Here is an 18210-nt window from a genome sequence, read left to right as displayed (position 1 = left end):
CAACCAACTGTACAACACAATTATGAATCCGTTTTCAAAATCGCATTACTGTACATATTTTTGAAACGCTCTACCCAAATACTTTCTTATGAAGTCGATTCTAGATGTTATAAGGTATAACTACGAAAGCTTGAAATTATCACTATTCTACAGTTCTATTATATCGTACATATACAATAATAACCAAAATAATCTGTGATCTTCTTGTTAATAGGTGTTTTTATTTTTCCCATTGTTTTATGATAAATGTGGGAGAGAAATACATATAAAAGGGGAATTTAATATGGGGCCTACGCAAGAGACTTATACAATTGTACGCTATCAATCTGGTACATTTTCAAAACAGCTTGATGAGATTGTTACAGAATCTCCTATTACTATTAAGTTGAATGGTGAAGAATATGTAACAGTCGTATGCACACCAAATTATATTGAAGATATGGTAATTGGTTTTTTAATTTCTGAGGGGATTATTTCTTCCTATAAAGATGTTGAAGAACTATGGGTTCAAAAAGATAACGGAATTGTCCATGTAAAATCATCAAAAGTGAATCCGCTCTATCAAACTTTATATAATAAACGATACATCACTTCTTGCTGTGGAAAAGGTAGACAAGGTTTTATTTTCGTAAACGACGCAGCAAAAGCAAAAGACTTACATGATATACATGTAAAAATTACTCCTGAAGAATGCTTTCACTTAATGAATACCTTGCAACAATCTTCTACTACATTTCGCCAAACTGGCGGTGTTCACAATACCGCGCTATGTGATCGAAACAATATCCTCCTATCAAGAATGGATATTGGAAGACATAATGCATTAGATAAAATATATGGTCATTGTTTGCGTAACGATATATCCATTAAAGGAAAAATCATCGCATTTAGCGGACGTATTTCATCCGAAATTTTACTCAAAGTTTCAAAAATCGGATGTGAAATTGTTCTATCTAAATCCGCTCCAACAAAACTGGCATTGCAACTTGCCCATGATTTAGGCATTACAGTCGTAGGGTTTATTAGAAATGAATCTTGTAATATTTACACACATCCAAAACGAATTGATGGCTATCAATCCAATGTTTAAAAAATAACTCCTCAATCGAGGAGTTATTTTAGTTATAAAAATGTAACATATTAAACACTTGAATAGTTAACAAAGTTAATATATAATTTCATTACATAATTAAAACAAAACATTGTAGCATATATCTTTTCATTCTTTTACAAATTAAAAGAGAATACTAACAAAACATATACTCAATCTTATAAAAGTAATGGATTTATTTGAAATCCACCAGGGAGGTTACAACTATGGAAATTCGCTTATTAACAACAGAGGACGCAGAAATATATTTAAAAGTTTGTATGGAAGGTTTAACGAAGAATCCGGAAGCTTTTAGCTCTTCTTATGAAGATGTTCTTAAACATGAAAATCCTGTGGCTGCTATGGCTAAACGATTAAGCAATCCGGATAAGTATACTCTAGGTGTCTTCAAAGATAATGATTTAATTGGTATTGCTACTTTAGAAACAAAACCATTTATTAAACAAGAACATAAAGCAAAAATCGGTTCCGTTTTTGTTTCTCCAAAAGCGCGTGGCCTTGGAGCAGGACGAGCTCTAATTAAAGCAATTATTGAAAATGCCGATAAATTACATGTAGAACAACTTATGCTCGATGTTGTAGTTGGTAACGATGCAGCAAAAAAATTATATGAGTCATTAGGTTTCCAAACTTACGGCGTACAAGAGCGTTCATTAAAACATAACGGTCAATATTGGGACGAGGAACATATGGTTCTGTTCTTAAATGATTAATACTTCAATATAAAGTGAAACTTTACTCAGTGGGTGATTTTTCCATCCTCCACTGATTATTAGCTGAATCAATCGGGCTTTTGCAGGGTAGTTTTCCAAAAACATCTTTCTTAATAAGAAAGATGTTTTTTTGCATTACAACAATGTAATCTTCATGTCACCTTTATCGATCGTACCAATCCTTACCATTCATTATACTAAAAATATAAAGTGAAACTTTACTCAGTGGGGAACTACATCCCACGCCGATCGCATGTACTTGATATGTAGAGGAGAATGTGACATGAAACAAAACAAACGAGCTATGCTTTTAATATTTACTACAGCAATTGTAACTTCTGGGTTAGCAATTTTACCTTGGTTTATCATATAGGAATACTCCCCTAACAATGAAAAAAGCTGATTGCTTCTTAAGAAGCAATCAGCTTTTTTTATATTATAAAATCCCCAAAATTTTATTTACGCAACTTATAATAATAACCATAGATACGGCAACGCACATGACAACCGTATTACGATCTTGCTTTTCTTTTTTTGAAATTTCTTCTTTTGAATTCATGTGTATGATCTCCTTTAAAAAAAAGTGTGAGATAGGAAATTTTTCTTATCCGATGCGAGGTGAATACGAAAACCCTCTCTATCTCACATACACAATAGAATGGAATTGTCATTTTATAAATAAAATGACATGACGTTATGTCGCAACATAGGGTATTTTGTGTCGCTACGTTTTCTATTATAAAAAATAGTTGTGCAAAACTAGTGCATTTTTTATGTCAATTACTCTGAGCGAAAAATAACTCTTCCACTCAATCACATAAAAAGAGTTTTTTATTATTTTCATGTAAACTATACAAGTAGAATGAACAGTTTGGGGTGCACAAGATTATGGTAAAAATTTTATTAGTAGACGATGAAGAACGTATGTTACGATTATTAGATCTGTTCTTAAGCCCTCGCGGCTATTTTTGCATGAAAGCTACCTCTGGCCTTGAAGCACTAAATTTAATCGAACAAAAAGAATTCGATATTATTTTATTAGATGTTATGATGCCAAATATGGATGGATGGGATACTTGCTATCAAATTCGTCAAATTTCCAATGTTCCTATCATTATGTTAACAGCTCGCAATCAAAACTACGATATGGTGAAAGGCCTCACGATGGGTGCAGATGATTATATTACAAAACCATTTGATGAGCATGTATTAGTCGCACGAATCGAGGCTATATTACGCCGTACAAAAAAAGATGGCTTTGTTAGTTTCAATGGTATTGAGTGGGATAAAACGAAACATACTGTCACAGTTTATGATGAAAAAATCTCATTAACTCCTATCGAATTTTCGTTACTCGGACTATTTTTGCAAAATACAAACCGTGCTTATAGCCGAGATGATTTAATCGAAAAAATTTGGGGCTATGAAACAGATATCGAATATAGAACAATTGATTCACACATTCGTAATATCCGTGATAAACTACGCAAAAAAGGATTTCCAATTGAAGATTACCTAGAAACGGTCTATAAAGTCGGATATAAATGGAAAAATGAATAATTACTACGGTCAGTGGGAAATCGTATACCACTGACTCTTTATTATGAATAAGGTATGGTGAAAAAATGAGTAAACTTTCCCTTAAAATTGGGACATACTTTTTAATATTAGCTTTATGTATTGAAACAATTGCTTTCGTATCTTTTTATAAAAGCCTTTCAAAAATGCGTATTGTAGAGGAAACAGATGCTCTTTTAGAGAAAGGTAATCGCTATAGTAAAAAAATTAAAAGCCGCGAGAGACGGGATGAATATTATAAAGAAATGAAACACGCTGAACATAATAAAAGTCCTAAACGCCCTGTGTATCCTGAATTCGATATTACGAATGAGGCTGCACACTTAGTTGAATCGGAATCAATTTCTAACTCCGATATAGCTATCATTATTACTGACCATAACGGCAAAATTATTTCCACCTCAGAACCCGTAACAAAAGATATGCAAAAACAACTTACTTGTAAAACAGAAACTGTCCCAGACGGCGGATTGGTCGTTGAAAGGAACTGGAAAAAATCAAAGTTCATCACAACAGTAAGCCCACTTAACACAACAAAGTTTCAAGGAAAGCTATATATGCTATTAAAAACATCTTTCCTAGAAAATATGTTACTTAAACTCATGAACCAATTTCTTATCATTAGCGTTTTAACAATTATTTTAACAACAATTTCTGTCTTTGTTTTTTCACGCGTTATTACAGAACCACTTGTAAAAATGAAGAGAGCGACAGAAAAAATGTCAAAATTAAATAAGCCAATTCAATTAGGTATTAAACGGAATGATGAACTCGGAAGTTTAGCAAAAACAATTGAAGATTTATCGAGTGAACTTACGTATATGAAAAAAGAGCGCAATGAATTTCTCGCTAGTGTCGCTCATGAACTATTAACTCCATTGACCTATATGAAAGGTTATGCAAAGGTAGCAAAGAGAGACTCTTTAACAAAAGAGGAGCGAGAAGAATACTTACAAATCATTGAGGATGAAACGGATAGTGTAACCGATCTCGTCCAAGATTTATTTATGCTTGTACAATTAGAACAACACCAATTTGTTATAAAAAAACAAAAAGTGCTTCTTCAGCCATTTTTAGAACGAATGGTTGAAAAAACAAAAACAACATTAACGAATAAGCAAATGCAACTTCATGTATATTGCAAAGATGATTTAGAAGTTTGTATAGACGAAAGACGTATGGAACAAGTTATGTTAAATTTATTACACAACGCTTATCAACATTCGCCAGAAAACACATCCATTACGATACGTGTACTCATGGAAACAGATTCTTTTACAATAAGTGTACAAGATGAAGGTGAAGGTATTCCTGAAGAAGATATCCCGCATATTTTTGACCGTTTTTATCGTGTTGATAAATCTAGAACACGAGCTACAGGCGGAAAAGGCATCGGGCTAGCTGTTGCAAAGGAAATTGTAGAATTGCATAACGGTTCTATTCTAGTAACAAGCCAATTAGGAGCGGGAACAAACTTTATAATCAAGCTACCTTTTGAATAATATGCGTGTGAAAACACCAGTAGTAGTAAACACTACTGGTGTTATTTTGTTCATAAAAACAGCTCATATAAGCTAAGCTTTTGAAATTATTCTTATTTCAATATAAAATAAAGGTACATTTGCAAAGATTTGGAGGGTGATATAATTGGATATCCATGTATTAACAAAAGACGAAGCAGAAATTTACTTAGAACTTCGCGTAGAAGGATTAAAGCAAAACCCTGAAGCATTCAGCTCTTCTTATGAAGATATTATTAATAAAGAGTGTGCGATTGAATATAAAGCACAAAAATTAGCACAAGATGAAAACTATACGCTAGGTGCATTTAAAGATGGAAAATTAATCGGGGTTGCAACACTGGAAACGAAACCATATGTAAAACAAGAACATAAAGCTAAAATCGGTTCTGTATATGTATCTCCAAAAGCACGCGGACTTGGAGCAGGAAAAGCACTTATTAAAGAATGTCTTGAGCTTGCTAAATCTTTAGAAGTAGAACAAGTTATGCTTGATGTTGTTGTTGGCAACGATGGAGCGAAAAAACTTTATGAATCATTAGGTTTTAAAACATTCGGTGTACAAGAACGTTCATTAAAATATAACGGACAATATTGGGACGAAGAGCATATGGTCTTATTCTTAGATGAAAATAAATAATAAAAAACATCCTCATGTTTGGAGGATGTTTTTTACTTTCTTGTAAACCATGCCGTGTGTAATAATTGAATCGCTTTCGCAATCTCTTCCTCTGATAATATCGCAAACCCAAGTAAAACTACACTCTCAGGCGCCGTACCGTCTTTATAGTACGTAGACACAGGATATATTTTAATACTATATTTCGCAGCTTCTTGAATTAATTCTTCTTCCTGCATTCCATTATGCACTTTTAATAAAATGTGTAATCCGGAATCTTCTCCTATCACTTCAACACGATTAGAGAAATACTTCTCTATTTCAAAAACAAGTCTATCTCTCTTCTTTCGGTAGACAACACGCATTTTATGAATATGTTTTTCCCAATATCCTTCATTTAAAAATCTTCTAATCACTTCTTGATCTATTCTTGAAACACTTTGTGTATAAAATAAATATTGCTGTTGATACTTTTTAATTAATTTCTTCGGCAACACCATATAGCTCATCCGTAGCGATGGCAATAATGCTTTAGATAGCGTCCCCATATAAATAACTTTCCCCTCTGTATCTAACCCTTGCAGCGCCGGTATAGGCTTTCCAGAATAACGAAATTCACTATCATAATCATCTTCAATAATATACCTGCTCTCTTCTTTCTTTGCCCACTGTAAAAGCTGCATCCTTCTCGTAATAGGCATAATCATTCCATATGGAAACTGATGAGAAGGTGTAACAAATACAACATTCGCATTGCTATTTTCTAAATCTGCAATACAAATTCCATCTCTATCTAAAGATAACATTTGGACTCTTGCTTCTCCCTGTTCAAAAACAACCATCTTTCTATGATACCCTGGGTTTTCAACTGCATAATTGCTTCCCTTTAACAATTGAAACAATAGTTTCACTAATATTTGTGTTCCCGCTCCTAATACAATTTGACTAGCTGAACAACGCACACCTCTAGATTCATACAAATAATTCGTAATCTCTTCTCTTAAGCTTGCTTCCCCTTGAGGGTGTCCTAGAAAGAGAAGTTCGTTATTATGCGGTTGCCATACTTCATTTACAATTTTCCGATACATATTAAATGGAAAAGCATTTGTATCAATTCCTGTTTGTGTAAAGTCAAATTTATAACGCTTCTCCTGAAACGGGACTTCTTCTATCCTCTCTTCGCTATCCTCTACATGAACCATTTGCTCAATCTTGCATACAAAATAACCTTTTCTCGATATCGATTCAATATAACCTTCTGCAAGTAATTGTTCGTAGGCTGCCTCTACTGTATTTTTACTTACTTGTAAATGTATCGCTAACTTTCGCTTAGCCGGTAATTTCGTAAAAGGGACAATCGATCCATCTTTAATCTCTTTTTTTATATACTCATACAATTGCACATATAATGCCTTTTTACTATTCACATTTAAATTAGGCGTTAATTCTAACATAATATCTGACCCCTTAATAAAACTAAAATCTGATACTTTTTACAGTACCAGATTTTATATATAATTCCTTTTATCATGTCACACATCAAAAATCAAATACCGGAGAGGAGAAACATGATAATGAACAATGGTAGACGTATCGGACTCATTATGATTATTACAGGGGCTACATTATGGGGATTATCTGGTCCAATGATTCAGTGGCTATTTCAGCATACTAATGTATCCTCAATTGATTTTTTAACAATTCGATTGTTACTTGCAGGAATATTTATTTTGTCTTTCTTACTTATAAAGAAACAAAACATATTTCAAATTTGGAAACACCCTAGATATTCTATACAACTTATTATTTTCTCTATTCTCGGCATGCTTGGTGCGCAATACGCCTTTATCGAAACGGTTCATATTAGTAACGCGGTCACAGCAACGCTATTTCAATTTCTAGGTCCTGTTCTTATTACCATGTATGTTGCATTTGAACAAAGAAAATTCCCTGCTTCCATGCAACTATTCGCAATTATAGCCGCGCTAATAGGAACATACTTTATTATTACAAATGGCTCAATTGAAAATATTGTTTTATCTAAAGAAGCTATTATTTTTGGACTATTAACAGCAATTGGATTTGCATTTTATACCCTTCATCCAGCTTCGCTTATTAAAGCATGCGGAACAACTATAGTAATTGGTTGGGGGATGTTAATCGGAGGAATTGCACTACTTATTTATAATCATTCATTCGGGTGGAATCAATTTTCACAAACCTTTACACTAAAAACTTTTTCTATGCTTATTCTTATCATTATTAGTGGTACCCTTTCTTTCCTTCTGTATATCGGTAGTCTTAAATATTTAGCAGCAACAGAAACAAGCATTTTATCTAGCATTGAACCCCTTGTAGCTGCCATCGTTTCAATCACTTGGCTAAGTGAATCTTTTGGAGCATATCAATTATTAGGCGGCATATGTATCGTTCTATCCGTTATTTTTTTGACGATGCCCCAAAAAGAAACCGAACCAACCTATACAACGGAACAAATATAAAATGAAACTTTAATTAGTGGGGCTATCTCCCACTGATTATTAACCTACACCAATCGGGCTTTTACGGGATACAAAATGTCAAAAGAGGTCGTACAAAACTTACGACCTCTTTTGACATTTTAAAGGAATTGTCCCGCCTTCTAGCAAATACAATTACACTAACAATAAAAACTAGGAGTGTGGCACCATGAAAAAAATCGGAACTATGCTACTTCTCTCCTTTCTCATCACTGGATGCACACAAGCACAACCTGATTCAAAAGCATCTAAAACTGAAGCTGTCGCAACGTCCAATCAAGTGAACGCACCTTCCTTCTTTCATCTTAGTGTTTTAAAAGATGTAAATTGGGAAGAAGCACCCTCATTCATAGACGGAAAAATACCTTTAAAAGGCATCGAAGGAAAAATCGCAATGGCTGATAGTCCTATTATCGCAAATGAACAAAATGAAATAATGTGGTACTTTCTAGATTCTGAAATACCAACTGGAAAATTGTCTATTATTGCGCTAAAACAAGGATCTGTAACGCCAACACCAGTACTCTTTCAAAAAGAAATTTCCAAACAAACTTGGACTACTTCAAATACAATCAATTCTACTACAAGCGAACTCCCTCTCGCTATGTCACTACCTTCATCTGGATTATGGTTATTAAATATATATGTGAATGAAAAATATTATGATCAGTTTGTAATCACCGCTGAGTAAAGTGACAAAAATAAACCACTTTCTTACAACAATGTAATTTCTACGTCATGTACTTCGATAGTTGAATTATCTCTCTTCTCTTATACTTAAAGTAAGAAATGAATGAGGAGAGATGAGAGATGAAAAAAATGATAGAAGTAATCGTAGCAATAACTGAGGTTTTAGTGAATGGTAAACAAGTTGCAATGGAATTAAATAAATAGTGAAGAAACATAAATAATTCTACACTTCTTCATTATTTTGATTTCTTATCTCAAAAAAGCAGTGCCTTTTAGGCACTGCTTTTAGCTATTAATAACGTGGTATTTTCGTAATTTGTGCCACGCCTGAATCAATAGCTGCTTTCGCTACTGCTTCCGCAACACTTGGAACAACTCTTTTATCTAATGGATTCGGGATTACATAATTCGCATTACGTTCTTCATCAGTAATGATGTTAGCGATCCCATATGCTGCCGCTAATTTCATCTCTTCTGTAATATCAGTTGCGCGCACATCTAACGCACCGCGGAATATTCCGGGAAACGCCAATACATTATTTACTTGATTCGCATAATCCGAGCGCCCAGTTCCTACTACAGCTGCCCCAGCCTCTAATGCATCCTCAGGGAAGATTTCTGGAATTGGATTCGCCATTGCAAACACAATTGCTTTCTCATTCATCGTCTGTACAAGTTCTTTCGTTAATACGTTAGGAGCAGATACGCCAATAAAAATATCAGCTTGGTTAATCGCTTCTTTTAACGTTCCACGCACATGTTCACGATTTGTCTTTTTTGAAACTTCAATTTGTGCTTCGTTCATCCATGTTTCACCTTCACAAACAATACCTTCTAGGCTAACTAGCGTAATGTGCTTTGCACCAGCCTTTAATAATAATTTTCCAATTGCAATTCCTGCCGAACCCGCACCGTTAATAACGATTTTCACATTATCCATTTGTTTGCTAACAACTTTTAATGCATTAATAACAGCTGCTAAAACGACAATAGCTGTTCCATGTTGATCATCATGGAATACAGGAATATTCGTTTCTTCTTTTAATCGTTTTTCAATTTCAAAACAACGCGGTGCTGCAATATCTTCTAAATTAATCCCTGCAAATGTAGGCTCTAAATTTTTTACAAGGGTAACGATTTCATCTACATCCGTTGTGCCTAAACATAATGGGAAAGCATCTACATTCGCAAACTTCTTAAACAAAATACTTTTTCCTTCCATAACAGGCATAGCCGCTTTCGGTCCAATGTTTCCTAAACCGAGTACCGCTGTTCCATCTGAGACAACTGCCACCATATTACCACGTGCTGTATAGTCATACACCGTTTCTTCATCTGCCGCAATTGCTTTGCAAGACTCCGCTACACCTGGTGTATACGTCAGGCTTAAATCATCCGCTGAATTTACTTCTACTTTACTTGTAATTTCAATTTTCCCTACTAATTCTTTATGCAATAACAATGATCTTTCATTAATTTGATTTGCTAACATACTTATAATCTCCCCTTAATTTGACAAGCTAGCTATATGAATATAGCTAGCTTGTTTGATCATGAAAACATCTTTAATAATATTGTCGCCGTTACAACCATTGCCGCCCCGCCTAAACGAGTCGAAATTTGCGCGAACGGCATTAATTCCATACGATTTGAAGCCGATAAAATAGCAACATCTCCAGTTCCACCTAAACCGCTATGACATCCAGTTACAATCGCCGATTCAACTGGATACATCTTCATCACTTTCCCTACAAGAAAACCTGATGCTACCATTGTAAGAACAACCGATGCGCACACAACAACATATCCTACTGAAAGAACTGCTGCTACGTCTTTTAACGGAATATATAGCAATCCTAATCCAACCATTAAAGGCCAAGTTAAATTCTTCGAAATAAATTTATATAAATGGAATGCTCCTTGCTCCATTTTTGCTGGCATTAATTTAAAGTATTTCACAAGCGCTGCTGAGAAAATCATAATGATTGCCCCAGGAATACCGATGAACTTAGAAGCAAATCCTCCGAAGATGAAGAACGTACACGCAATTAATAAACCTGCTCCCATTAATGAGAAGTCAATTGGCTTCTCTGTATTTTGTTCTTTTAATAATTCTGCTTGATTGTCTGTTTTCACTAATACACCGTTACCACTAAGCTCCGGTTTCTTCTCACCTAAACGCTTCATATACCCTGCACTTACAATTGCGAACATATTTCCAATAATAGCTGCTGGAATAAGCTGTGATACAAACGTTGCTGATGATTCATTTAAAATATCACTATAAGCTAGCGACAATGGTAAAATCCCTTCCCCGATACCACCACTCACAATTGGTACGATGATAAAGAAGAATGTGTGCTTCATTTCAAATCCAAATAATGAACCGACCAATAATCCTACTGCTACAGAAGCTAACGTCCCTACTACTAAAGGAATAAACATGCGAACGAAACCTTGTACTAACACTTTACGGTTCATTCCTAAAATACTTCCGACTACTAAACAAGAAATATATAAATATAAAAAGTTCGATTTTTTCATTAACATAGTCGCAGCTTCCATTGAAGCTGGATTCATCCAGTTAAAAAATACAAGTAATGATGGAATAAATAACGAAAGTATTGCTGGACCGCCGATATTTTTTAAAATTGGAATTCTCATCCCAATATCACCTAAGAAAATCCCCATGATCATAATAACTGCAAATCCACCAATCATATCTGCTGGCAATTTATTATATACAGATGCCCCATAAATAATAGCAGCCAATACTACATATAACGGTAAAGGTATAACACCGATTTTTACATTCATAATTTTAGAAGCGAAAGATTCTCTTTGTACTTCATTTCCTTCAGAAAGTGATACCGCTTCCACATTCTTTTGAATTCCCATATGGCACCCCCTCGTTTTCTTAATAACAATATTAAAACGCTTTCAATAGTAAAAATAGTTTTTGTAAGTTTTGTAATTGATTTTGTAATTAAAAAAAGTATAAGCGACTTATATTAAGTCGCTTATACGTAAAACTCTATTTTCTTTTGATCAACACATCTTAATTTACTTACAGGTCTTCCCACATGTTGGTACATCATTTCGTTTTCTAACACCCCAATGTCAGTCAGAAACATTACATATTTTCGAATAGAAACTCTTGAAATTCCAACTAATTGTGCCATTTCATCTGTTGTAAATACTCTTCCATTCAGAGACTCGATCTTCTGCCAAATTAATTGCAACGTTTGCTTCGTTAAACCTTTCGGAAGCTCTTTAGTGACAGTAGGCTCTCTTTTTTCTTTTTGTAAAATTAACGAATCTAATTCCGATTGACTAATTTTTTGTTGTTCTTTCATGAAAGTAAATTTTTCTCGATATATAGTTAATGCCTCTTTAAATCGTTCAAATGTAAATGGTTTAATTAAATAATCTACAACTCCATATTGTAATGCTTTTTTAATACTCCCCATATCATGTACAGCTGAAATCATCATTATATCGATTTCTTTTTCTTGGTTCCGGATATACATTAAAAGCTCAAACCCAGTCTCTTCAGGCATAAAAATATCAAGTAATACTAAATCTACTCGTGATTTCTCTAATACTTCTATCGCTGACTTTACTGAGTTAACTGCTTGAACAAGTTCAAACCCTCCTACTTGTTCTAAATAATGCGTATTTAACATTGCTACCATCGGGTCATCTTCTACAATTAAAACTTTAATCATATTTGCCTCTCATCCCTACCTTTAGGTATTTCAATTGTTATCGTTGTTCCCTTTCCTACTAATGAATGCATATGAATTTCCCCATTTATTCGCTGTATACTTTCTTTTACAAGATACAAACCATAACCGCGGTTATCTCCCTTTGTGGAATAACCTTTCGTAAATAATTCCTCTATTTCTTTTTCTTGTATACCTTTTCCCGTATCTTGTACTGTAATAGTTAGTATATCCCCATGTTGTATCTCAACTTCAACTTGCTTCTTTTCACAATTCGTCACTGCTTCTAATGCATTATCAATTAAATTTCCGACAATCGTAATAAGTTCATGAGTAATACTTTCATCATCTATTTCCGGCATATAAGAATCTTCACTTATAATTAATTTTATATTTTTCTCTCTAGCATAGCTGAGCTTACCTAGTAAAAAACCAGCAAATACTGGACTTTTTATTCTTTTCATAACTCCACCAATTTCATATTGATGCTCTGATACCATGCCGCTTATATACTTCTGTAATTCTTCATACTGTTTCATATGTGTAAGCCCTAATACGACATGCATCTTATTCATAAACTCATGAGATTGTGCCCGTAATGCTTCTGCATATAGTCTAATACCAGTTAGTTCCTCTGCTAGTTTTCTAATCTCTGTTTTATCACGAAATGTTGCAATTGCACCAACTATTTCTCCTTTTACATATAAAGGAACTCGATTCGTCACAATCGTAATTCCATAAATATTTTGTTCTTCGTTTAATTGTACTTCTCCCGTTTGCAATACTTCTTTTATACGTGAATTTGGCATATACAACTCAACATCTTTACCGATAAAATCTTCTTCAAGTCCGCTTTTTTTAAATAGACGTTTCGCTTCATTATTAATTAACGTTACTCTAGCCTCTTTATCTACAGCAATAATACCTTCCTTTACAGATTGTAGCATCGTATTTCTTTCTTCAAGAATTTTTGCTATCCTGTGCGGCTCAAGACCGAATAAACTTTTCTTTATATGTCTAGCTAGCAATATTGCTCCTATAATTCCGACTAATACACCCACTCCGACACCAATATAAATGATATGTCTACTTTCCTTAACTCTCTCTTTTACATTATCTGCTGAAATACCAACAGCCACTGCTCCAAGTTGTTCACCTGTTTCAGAAAATATTGGTACAAACACTCGCATGGAAATACCTAAAGTTCCTTCTGCTAACGATACATGTTCTTTTCCTTTCAATGCAGGCCCTTCATCTCCCCCAATAAAATGATGCCCTATTTTTTGAGGATTTGGATGTGACTTTCTTATTCCATTCATGTCCATAACTACAATAAATTGAACACCTGTGTTTTGTAATATTCTATTTGTATACGTTTGGATTGCAGAGGTATCTGCTTTCCCAACCAAACCATCGATTACAATCGAATCATTCGCCACAATGTGTGCAATTGTTTTTGCTTTCTCTGCTTGGCTATCCTCCGTCGTCCGTTCTACATTATGACTAATTAATATATCTGTCACAAGTAAAGAAAAAATTACAACTGTACAAACTAACAATGTAATCGTTTTCCATAAATTCCATAGTCTTTTTCTTTTTTTCATCCTGTTAATGACTCCCCTAATTGCTGAATAGAAAAATAAGTAAGGTGATATTATTTTCACCTTACTTATCTGCTGTTATTATACTTTAAATTTACTAGTCATCGCTTGTAGTTCTTCTGCCATCTCAGCTAAGTTTTGCGAAGCTGAACTAATTTCCTCCATGGAATTAACCTGTTCTTCTGTTGAAGCTGCAACACTTTGCATACTAGCTGTATTTTCTTCTGCAGCAGCTGCAATTTCATCAATAGCATTTGTCACTTCATTTGCATCTCCAGCAATTCTCTTCGTTGTTTCTACCATTTGATTAACTTGAGAAACAATATGTGTAGTAGAACTTAAAATTTCCGTAAAACTTACTTTCGTTTTTGTTACAACATCAAGGCCTTGTTGAACTTCTCCATTCACATTATCCATCGCCTTAACAGTATGTTCAATATCCGCCTTAATTTCTGCAATTAAATTTGCAATCTCTCCAGATGACTCTCCTGATTGCTCTGCTAATTTTCTAACCTCATCTGCTACAATAGCAAATCCTCGTCCCTGTTCACCTGCTCTTGCTGCTTCAATAGCCGCATTTAAAGCTAATAAGTTTGTTTGAGTTGCAATGTTTTGAATTGCTTCAGAAATAGCTCCTACTTGCTTTGATTTCTCATCAAGAAGTTTAATAATAGCATCTGACTCGGATACCGACCTAGAAATAGACTGCATTTGTTTTGCGGTTTGTTCAACTAAATCTTCTCCCTCTTCAGCTCTTTCACGGGCATGTAATGAGGAAATAGAAATTGACTCTGCGCTTCCGGTTACATCTTGAATTGCTGTATTTACTTGTTGTAATGTAGCAGCACCTTCTTCAACACCTTGACTTTGTGACTCAGCCCCACCTGATACTTGTTCCATCGCAATTGTAATTTGATCTGTCGCATCATTTGCTTGCTGTACGCTCGCTGTTAACTCTTCAGCCGATGCTGCAACATGTTCTGCTGAAAAGCTAATTTGGGTAATAACATCTTGTAAAGACGTAGACATTTCATTAAATGAATTCCCTAATTTCCCTATGTCATCCTTGGAATGGATTGTAATTTTCTCTGTTAAATCTCCCTTACTAATTTTATATGCCGATTCAGCTATTTTTCGTAATGGCCCTGTAATAGACTTTGTAATGAAATAAATTAATATACTACCAAATGCAATAGCAATAGCAATAACAATCAAAGTCTTATAAAATACTGGATTCGCAGCTTGGGTAATTTCTTCATCAAACATAACTCCAACTACTTTCCAGCCCGTTTTCTCATTTGTTGCAAAGATTAAATTCTTTTTATCATCTTGTTCTGTATAAGAGACATTTCCTTGTTTTTCTTCATAAATCGGTTTAATCCAAGGATCAGTAACTTTTGCACCTGGTTTTCTAGATGGATGACTAACAATTTGCTTATTTTGATCTAAAATAACTGCATAACCTTTTTCACCAATGTTAATCATTTTGGAAATTTTCAAGATGTTATCTAAATTTAAGTTAATTCCTATAACACCTTTACCATCTTTTACTTCTTTTGCAATTGTTACTACCATATTTTTTGTAGATGCTGATTGATATGGTGCAGTAACAATTACTTTCCCTTTATTTTCATGTGCTTCTTTATACCAAGATCTATCTGTTGGATTATACCCATCATCCATTTTGATAAATGGTTCTCTTATAAACTTTCCCGTCTCTGTTCCAATATAAATACCTTCTACTTCTGGATGAAGTTTTATATATTGCGCTAGCTTCGTTCTTACTATTTCTTCCTGTCCATTTGGATAGGTATCCTCTGTTAAGATGTCTGCAAAGTACGTCGCATCAACAAATTTCTCTTCTATATTTTGAGAAATAACAGTATTTAAAATCGAAATATTCTCCTTTGCTTTAGCTGTCATTTGATGTTCAAAATTTGTTTTGGCAGTTTGATATGAAACACCACCGATAATAATTCCTGGTATAGTTAAAATAATAAAAAATGAAATGATTAATTTTTTATTGATACTCATACATTTAACCCCGTTAAATATTTTTTGCATAATAAGCCTCCTTTATGTAATGTGGATACTTGTGTCATTTTATACAATTAACATATATAAAACAATATATAATGATAACATGTAAATTTTTCGTCAATTATGCATTTTTACATATTCACTCCTTCTAAAGATGTAATCATAAAAAAATAAGAGAACTTCAGCTTATATAATAAGTTCAAGTTCTCTTATTTCGTAACAAAAAACCCCCACAAAAACTCCTCTTACAATTCCTTACATCTCTTTCCTTACTCATTCATTTAGAGCTTTTCACATAACTAATCGCCTGACTCCCCATTTGCATCCATGCCTTTTCAAAACTTTCTCTCGGTATTTTTACATCTAAACTTTCATTAAGAGGATCTCGAATATATACAAATTCCTTATCATATCCAATAAGCACTACACAATGTTCATTATACGTAATTGAAACATCTCCACTATTTGTTTCCCATGTAGTAAATTCATCTGCATCTAATGGTGCAAATGTTGCATTTGTGATCATGACTACCGGTTGTCCTGCTTTTACACTCTTATAAATTTCTTCTATATTCTTCCCTGTTAAGTCTACAGCTTTATTAGGTAAATATTTTTCCGCTAACTGAAAAAGTGGCCCATGATATACACCGTATCCTGATTCAGAAAATGTATAAATATTACCTACAAATCCTTCATTTGGATTCCCGCGCACACCATCATCTATAAAATCAACTTTTTTTATTTCATTTGCTAATGTCATCTTATCCACTGAAACACCAGCGTATTGTAACATCATCGCTAAGCTTGTCACTTCACAGCCTCGATCTAGCTCTGGTAGTTGCTGAATTAATGGTACACTTGATAAAATGACCTTTTCATCATTATTACTAAATTCCGGTTCTTTTCCGTTTTGTATATTGAAGAATGTCAACTTCTCCACATACTTTGTAACTCCATTTGTATATACACTCCATACCGCTATAGCTAGTAATGCTATACATATATACCACTTAAACCTCCGTATCACTCTCACGCCCTTTTTAGTTCGTTAAATAAGAATAAAATGCGTCAGCATCCGTTCGAATCACTGGTACAAAATTTAGTTCTTTTTCTCTCTCAGGTTGATCTTTTTTTATTTTTGCTGTTAGCTCTTGAATATTCATGTTCGCTTTGTCCATATTAAGCTCATCTGCCAATTGTAGCACCTTTTGTTCATTAATTTCTCTTAATACTTGATATATATCTTTCCCATACAAATCAATATGATATTTTTTTGCTTCTTCCTGCACTTTTTGTTCGTACACCTCTTGTGCTAATTCTTCAATTTCTTTTCCCTTTTGAGAAATGTCTAACTTCCCTGCTTCTTCTCTTACTTTCTTTCCATAGATTTCTTCTGCAATGTCCTCTATTTCTTTTCCATTTGTCGAAATACCTAATTTATCTGCTTCATCATTAATTTTAATCATATTAATTTGATTAATTAAATTTACAATTGATGTATTTTCTATAGATATGCCTAGTTTTAACGCTTCTTGCTTCACTTTTGTTTCATAGATTTCTTCTGACAACGTCCCAACATCTTTTCCTTCAATCGATATGCCTAACTGCTCTGCTTCCCTTCCTACTTCTGTTTCATGAATTTCTTTTTCTAGTGTAATTTGTTCTTTTCCTTCCGTTTCAATACCTAGTTTCTCTGCTTTTTCTTCTGTATGCACTGCATGTATCTTACCATTATTTAATTGTTCTTTACTGCGCTGCGTGTAATCAGTCTTTCCTTTTTGTGTTTCAGAAGGAGAGGCACCCCCTAATATACTTAAGCTCATTACTCCAATAGTGAATACCGTCATCATTTTCTTTTTCAAAATTAATTCCTCCCTCTTATACTTTCTTTCCCATCATTCCCCTAGTTTTTTTAATACTATACATACATCTCATCGCTGCTTGAGATAACATTATGATTGATAAACCCCACTCACATACACCTAGTCTCTTCTTCATGTAACGAACTTTCTTTATGCCATACATAATATAAATAGTTTCTTAACTTTACCTTAAAAAAAGACGACCTTGTGTAAAAACAAGGTCGTCTTTTTA

16 protein-coding genes are annotated in these 18210 nt (G+C 33.9%); 7 read left to right on the top strand and 9 right to left on the bottom strand.

The genetic code is table 11. The annotated features are described in order from the left end of the window. The first annotated feature begins 283 nt into the window (after positions 1 to 283). Positions 284 to 1090 carry a formate dehydrogenase accessory sulfurtransferase FdhD gene (gene fdhD / locus AU379_RS26345; RefSeq protein ID WP_000529230.1) on the top strand — a complete coding sequence of 269 codons (807 nt, stop codon included), beginning with the start codon at positions 284 to 286 and terminating at the stop codon, positions 1088 to 1090. Positions 1091 to 1317: 227 nt separating this feature from the next. Then, positions 1318 to 1824 (top strand): GNAT family N-acetyltransferase, encoded by a 507-nt coding sequence (locus AU379_RS26340; protein WP_000405883.1) that lies wholly within the window; start codon positions 1318 to 1320, stop codon positions 1822 to 1824. A gap of 436 nt (positions 1825 to 2260) precedes the next feature. Here the strand turns inward: AU379_RS26340 and AU379_RS31180 are convergent, their stop codons facing one another. Beyond that, the gene (locus AU379_RS31180) at positions 2261 to 2383 is read right to left on the bottom strand and encodes a hypothetical protein (RefSeq protein ID WP_001085006.1); all 123 of its coding nucleotides are present in this window, start codon (positions 2381 to 2383) and stop codon (positions 2261 to 2263) included. Positions 2384 to 2712: 329 nt separating this feature from the next. Between AU379_RS31180 and AU379_RS26330 the strand changes: the two genes are divergently transcribed. From AU379_RS26330 to AU379_RS26320, 3 genes are all read left to right on the top strand, one after another. After that, positions 2713 to 3384, top strand: coding sequence for a response regulator transcription factor (locus tag AU379_RS26330; protein WP_061140048.1), 672 nt, complete (start codon positions 2713 to 2715; stop codon positions 3382 to 3384). A 65-nt stretch (positions 3385 to 3449) separates the two neighbouring features. Further along, positions 3450 to 4904: a HAMP domain-containing sensor histidine kinase gene (locus AU379_RS26325; RefSeq protein WP_000041027.1), complete on the top strand. Its 1455-nt coding sequence runs from the start codon at positions 3450 to 3452 to the stop codon at positions 4902 to 4904. Positions 4905 to 5049: 145 nt separating this feature from the next. Further along, complete coding sequence (locus tag AU379_RS26320; protein WP_000351212.1) at positions 5050 to 5562, top strand: GNAT family N-acetyltransferase; 513 nt, start codon at positions 5050 to 5052, stop codon at positions 5560 to 5562. A 32-nt stretch (positions 5563 to 5594) separates the two neighbouring features. Here AU379_RS26320 and AU379_RS26315 read toward each other — a convergent pair whose 3' ends face one another. After that, the gene (locus AU379_RS26315; RefSeq protein ID WP_000891927.1) at positions 5595 to 6995 is read right to left on the bottom strand and encodes a PLP-dependent aminotransferase family protein; all 1401 of its coding nucleotides are present in this window, start codon (positions 6993 to 6995) and stop codon (positions 5595 to 5597) included. Positions 6996 to 7115: 120 nt separating this feature from the next. On the opposite strand from AU379_RS26315, the gene AU379_RS26310 reads away from it, so the two are divergent. Continuing rightward, positions 7116 to 8042 carry a DMT family transporter gene (locus AU379_RS26310; protein ID WP_001059051.1) on the top strand — a complete coding sequence of 309 codons (927 nt, stop codon included), beginning with the start codon at positions 7116 to 7118 and terminating at the stop codon, positions 8040 to 8042. Positions 8043 to 8229: 187 nt separating this feature from the next. Continuing rightward, on the top strand, positions 8230 to 8751 hold the full coding sequence (locus AU379_RS26305) for a DUF4871 domain-containing protein (protein WP_000719682.1): 522 nt from the start codon (positions 8230 to 8232) through the stop codon (positions 8749 to 8751). 291 nt (positions 8752 to 9042) lie between these two features. On the opposite strand, the gene AU379_RS26300 is transcribed toward AU379_RS26305, so the two are convergent. The 7 genes from AU379_RS26300 to AU379_RS26270 form a co-directional block, all read right to left on the bottom strand. Then, positions 9043 to 10242 (bottom strand): malic enzyme-like NAD(P)-binding protein, encoded by a 1200-nt coding sequence (locus tag AU379_RS26300; protein ID WP_000880782.1) that lies wholly within the window; start codon positions 10240 to 10242, stop codon positions 9043 to 9045. A 59-nt stretch (positions 10243 to 10301) separates the two neighbouring features. Next, complete coding sequence (locus AU379_RS26295; RefSeq protein ID WP_061140047.1) at positions 10302 to 11648, bottom strand: 2-hydroxycarboxylate transporter family protein; 1347 nt, start codon at positions 11646 to 11648, stop codon at positions 10302 to 10304. A gap of 122 nt (positions 11649 to 11770) precedes the next feature. Further along, complete coding sequence (locus AU379_RS26290; protein WP_000598689.1) at positions 11771 to 12478, bottom strand: response regulator; 708 nt, start codon at positions 12476 to 12478, stop codon at positions 11771 to 11773. After that, positions 12475 to 14079 carry a sensor histidine kinase gene (locus tag AU379_RS26285; RefSeq protein WP_000746420.1) on the bottom strand — a complete coding sequence of 535 codons (1605 nt, stop codon included), beginning with the start codon at positions 14077 to 14079 and terminating at the stop codon, positions 12475 to 12477. Before AU379_RS26285 ends, AU379_RS26290 begins: the two co-directional genes overlap by 4 nt. A gap of 78 nt (positions 14080 to 14157) precedes the next feature. Further along, the gene (locus AU379_RS26280) at positions 14158 to 16140 is read right to left on the bottom strand and encodes a methyl-accepting chemotaxis protein (RefSeq protein ID WP_050821591.1); all 1983 of its coding nucleotides are present in this window, start codon (positions 16138 to 16140) and stop codon (positions 14158 to 14160) included. A 253-nt stretch (positions 16141 to 16393) separates the two neighbouring features. Continuing rightward, a complete protein-coding gene (locus tag AU379_RS26275) occupies positions 16394 to 17143 on the bottom strand; it encodes a C39 family peptidase (RefSeq protein WP_002004381.1) in 750 nt (249 codons plus the stop codon). A 13-nt stretch (positions 17144 to 17156) separates the two neighbouring features. After that, the gene (locus AU379_RS26270; protein ID WP_061140046.1) at positions 17157 to 17978 is read right to left on the bottom strand and encodes a hypothetical protein; all 822 of its coding nucleotides are present in this window, start codon (positions 17976 to 17978) and stop codon (positions 17157 to 17159) included. Positions 17979 to 18210: the final 232 nt, after the last annotated feature.

Origin of the sequence: Bacillus sp. JH7, assembly GCF_001563515.1 — a bacterium.
Lineage (GTDB): Bacteria > Bacillota > Bacilli > Bacillales > Bacillaceae_G > Bacillus_A > Bacillus_A cereus.
This window is presented reverse-complemented; position numbering and strand designations above follow the sequence as displayed.

What these genes read in the sequence shown, in the direction of transcription:
- AU379_RS26280 (WP_050821591.1), bottom strand. Translation starts at nt 16,140, where the DNA reads ATGCAAAAAATATTTAACGGGGTTAAATGTATGAGTATCAATAAAAAA.
- AU379_RS26340 (WP_000405883.1), top strand. Translation starts at nt 1,318, where the DNA reads ATGGAAATTCGCTTATTAACAACAGAGGACGCAGAAATATATTTAAAA.
- AU379_RS26305 (WP_000719682.1), top strand. Translation starts at nt 8,230, where the DNA reads ATGAAAAAAATCGGAACTATGCTACTTCTCTCCTTTCTCATCACTGGA.
- AU379_RS26330 (WP_061140048.1), top strand. Translation starts at nt 2,713, where the DNA reads ATGGTAAAAATTTTATTAGTAGACGATGAAGAACGTATGTTACGATTA.
- AU379_RS26310 (WP_001059051.1), top strand. Translation starts at nt 7,116, where the DNA reads ATGAACAATGGTAGACGTATCGGACTCATTATGATTATTACAGGGGCT.
- AU379_RS26295 (WP_061140047.1), bottom strand. Translation starts at nt 11,648, where the DNA reads ATGGGAATTCAAAAGAATGTGGAAGCGGTATCACTTTCTGAAGGAAAT.
- fdhD (WP_000529230.1), top strand. Translation starts at nt 284, where the DNA reads ATGGGGCCTACGCAAGAGACTTATACAATTGTACGCTATCAATCTGGT.
- AU379_RS26290 (WP_000598689.1), bottom strand. Translation starts at nt 12,478, where the DNA reads ATGATTAAAGTTTTAATTGTAGAAGATGACCCGATGGTAGCAATGTTA.
- AU379_RS26315 (WP_000891927.1), bottom strand. Translation starts at nt 6,995, where the DNA reads ATGTTAGAATTAACGCCTAATTTAAATGTGAATAGTAAAAAGGCATTA.
- AU379_RS26300 (WP_000880782.1), bottom strand. Translation starts at nt 10,242, where the DNA reads ATGTTAGCAAATCAAATTAATGAAAGATCATTGTTATTGCATAAAGAA.
- AU379_RS31180 (WP_001085006.1), bottom strand. Translation starts at nt 2,383, where the DNA reads ATGAATTCAAAAGAAGAAATTTCAAAAAAAGAAAAGCAAGATCGTAAT.
- AU379_RS26285 (WP_000746420.1), bottom strand. Translation starts at nt 14,079, where the DNA reads ATGAAAAAAAGAAAAAGACTATGGAATTTATGGAAAACGATTACATTG.
- AU379_RS26325 (WP_000041027.1), top strand. Translation starts at nt 3,450, where the DNA reads ATGAGTAAACTTTCCCTTAAAATTGGGACATACTTTTTAATATTAGCT.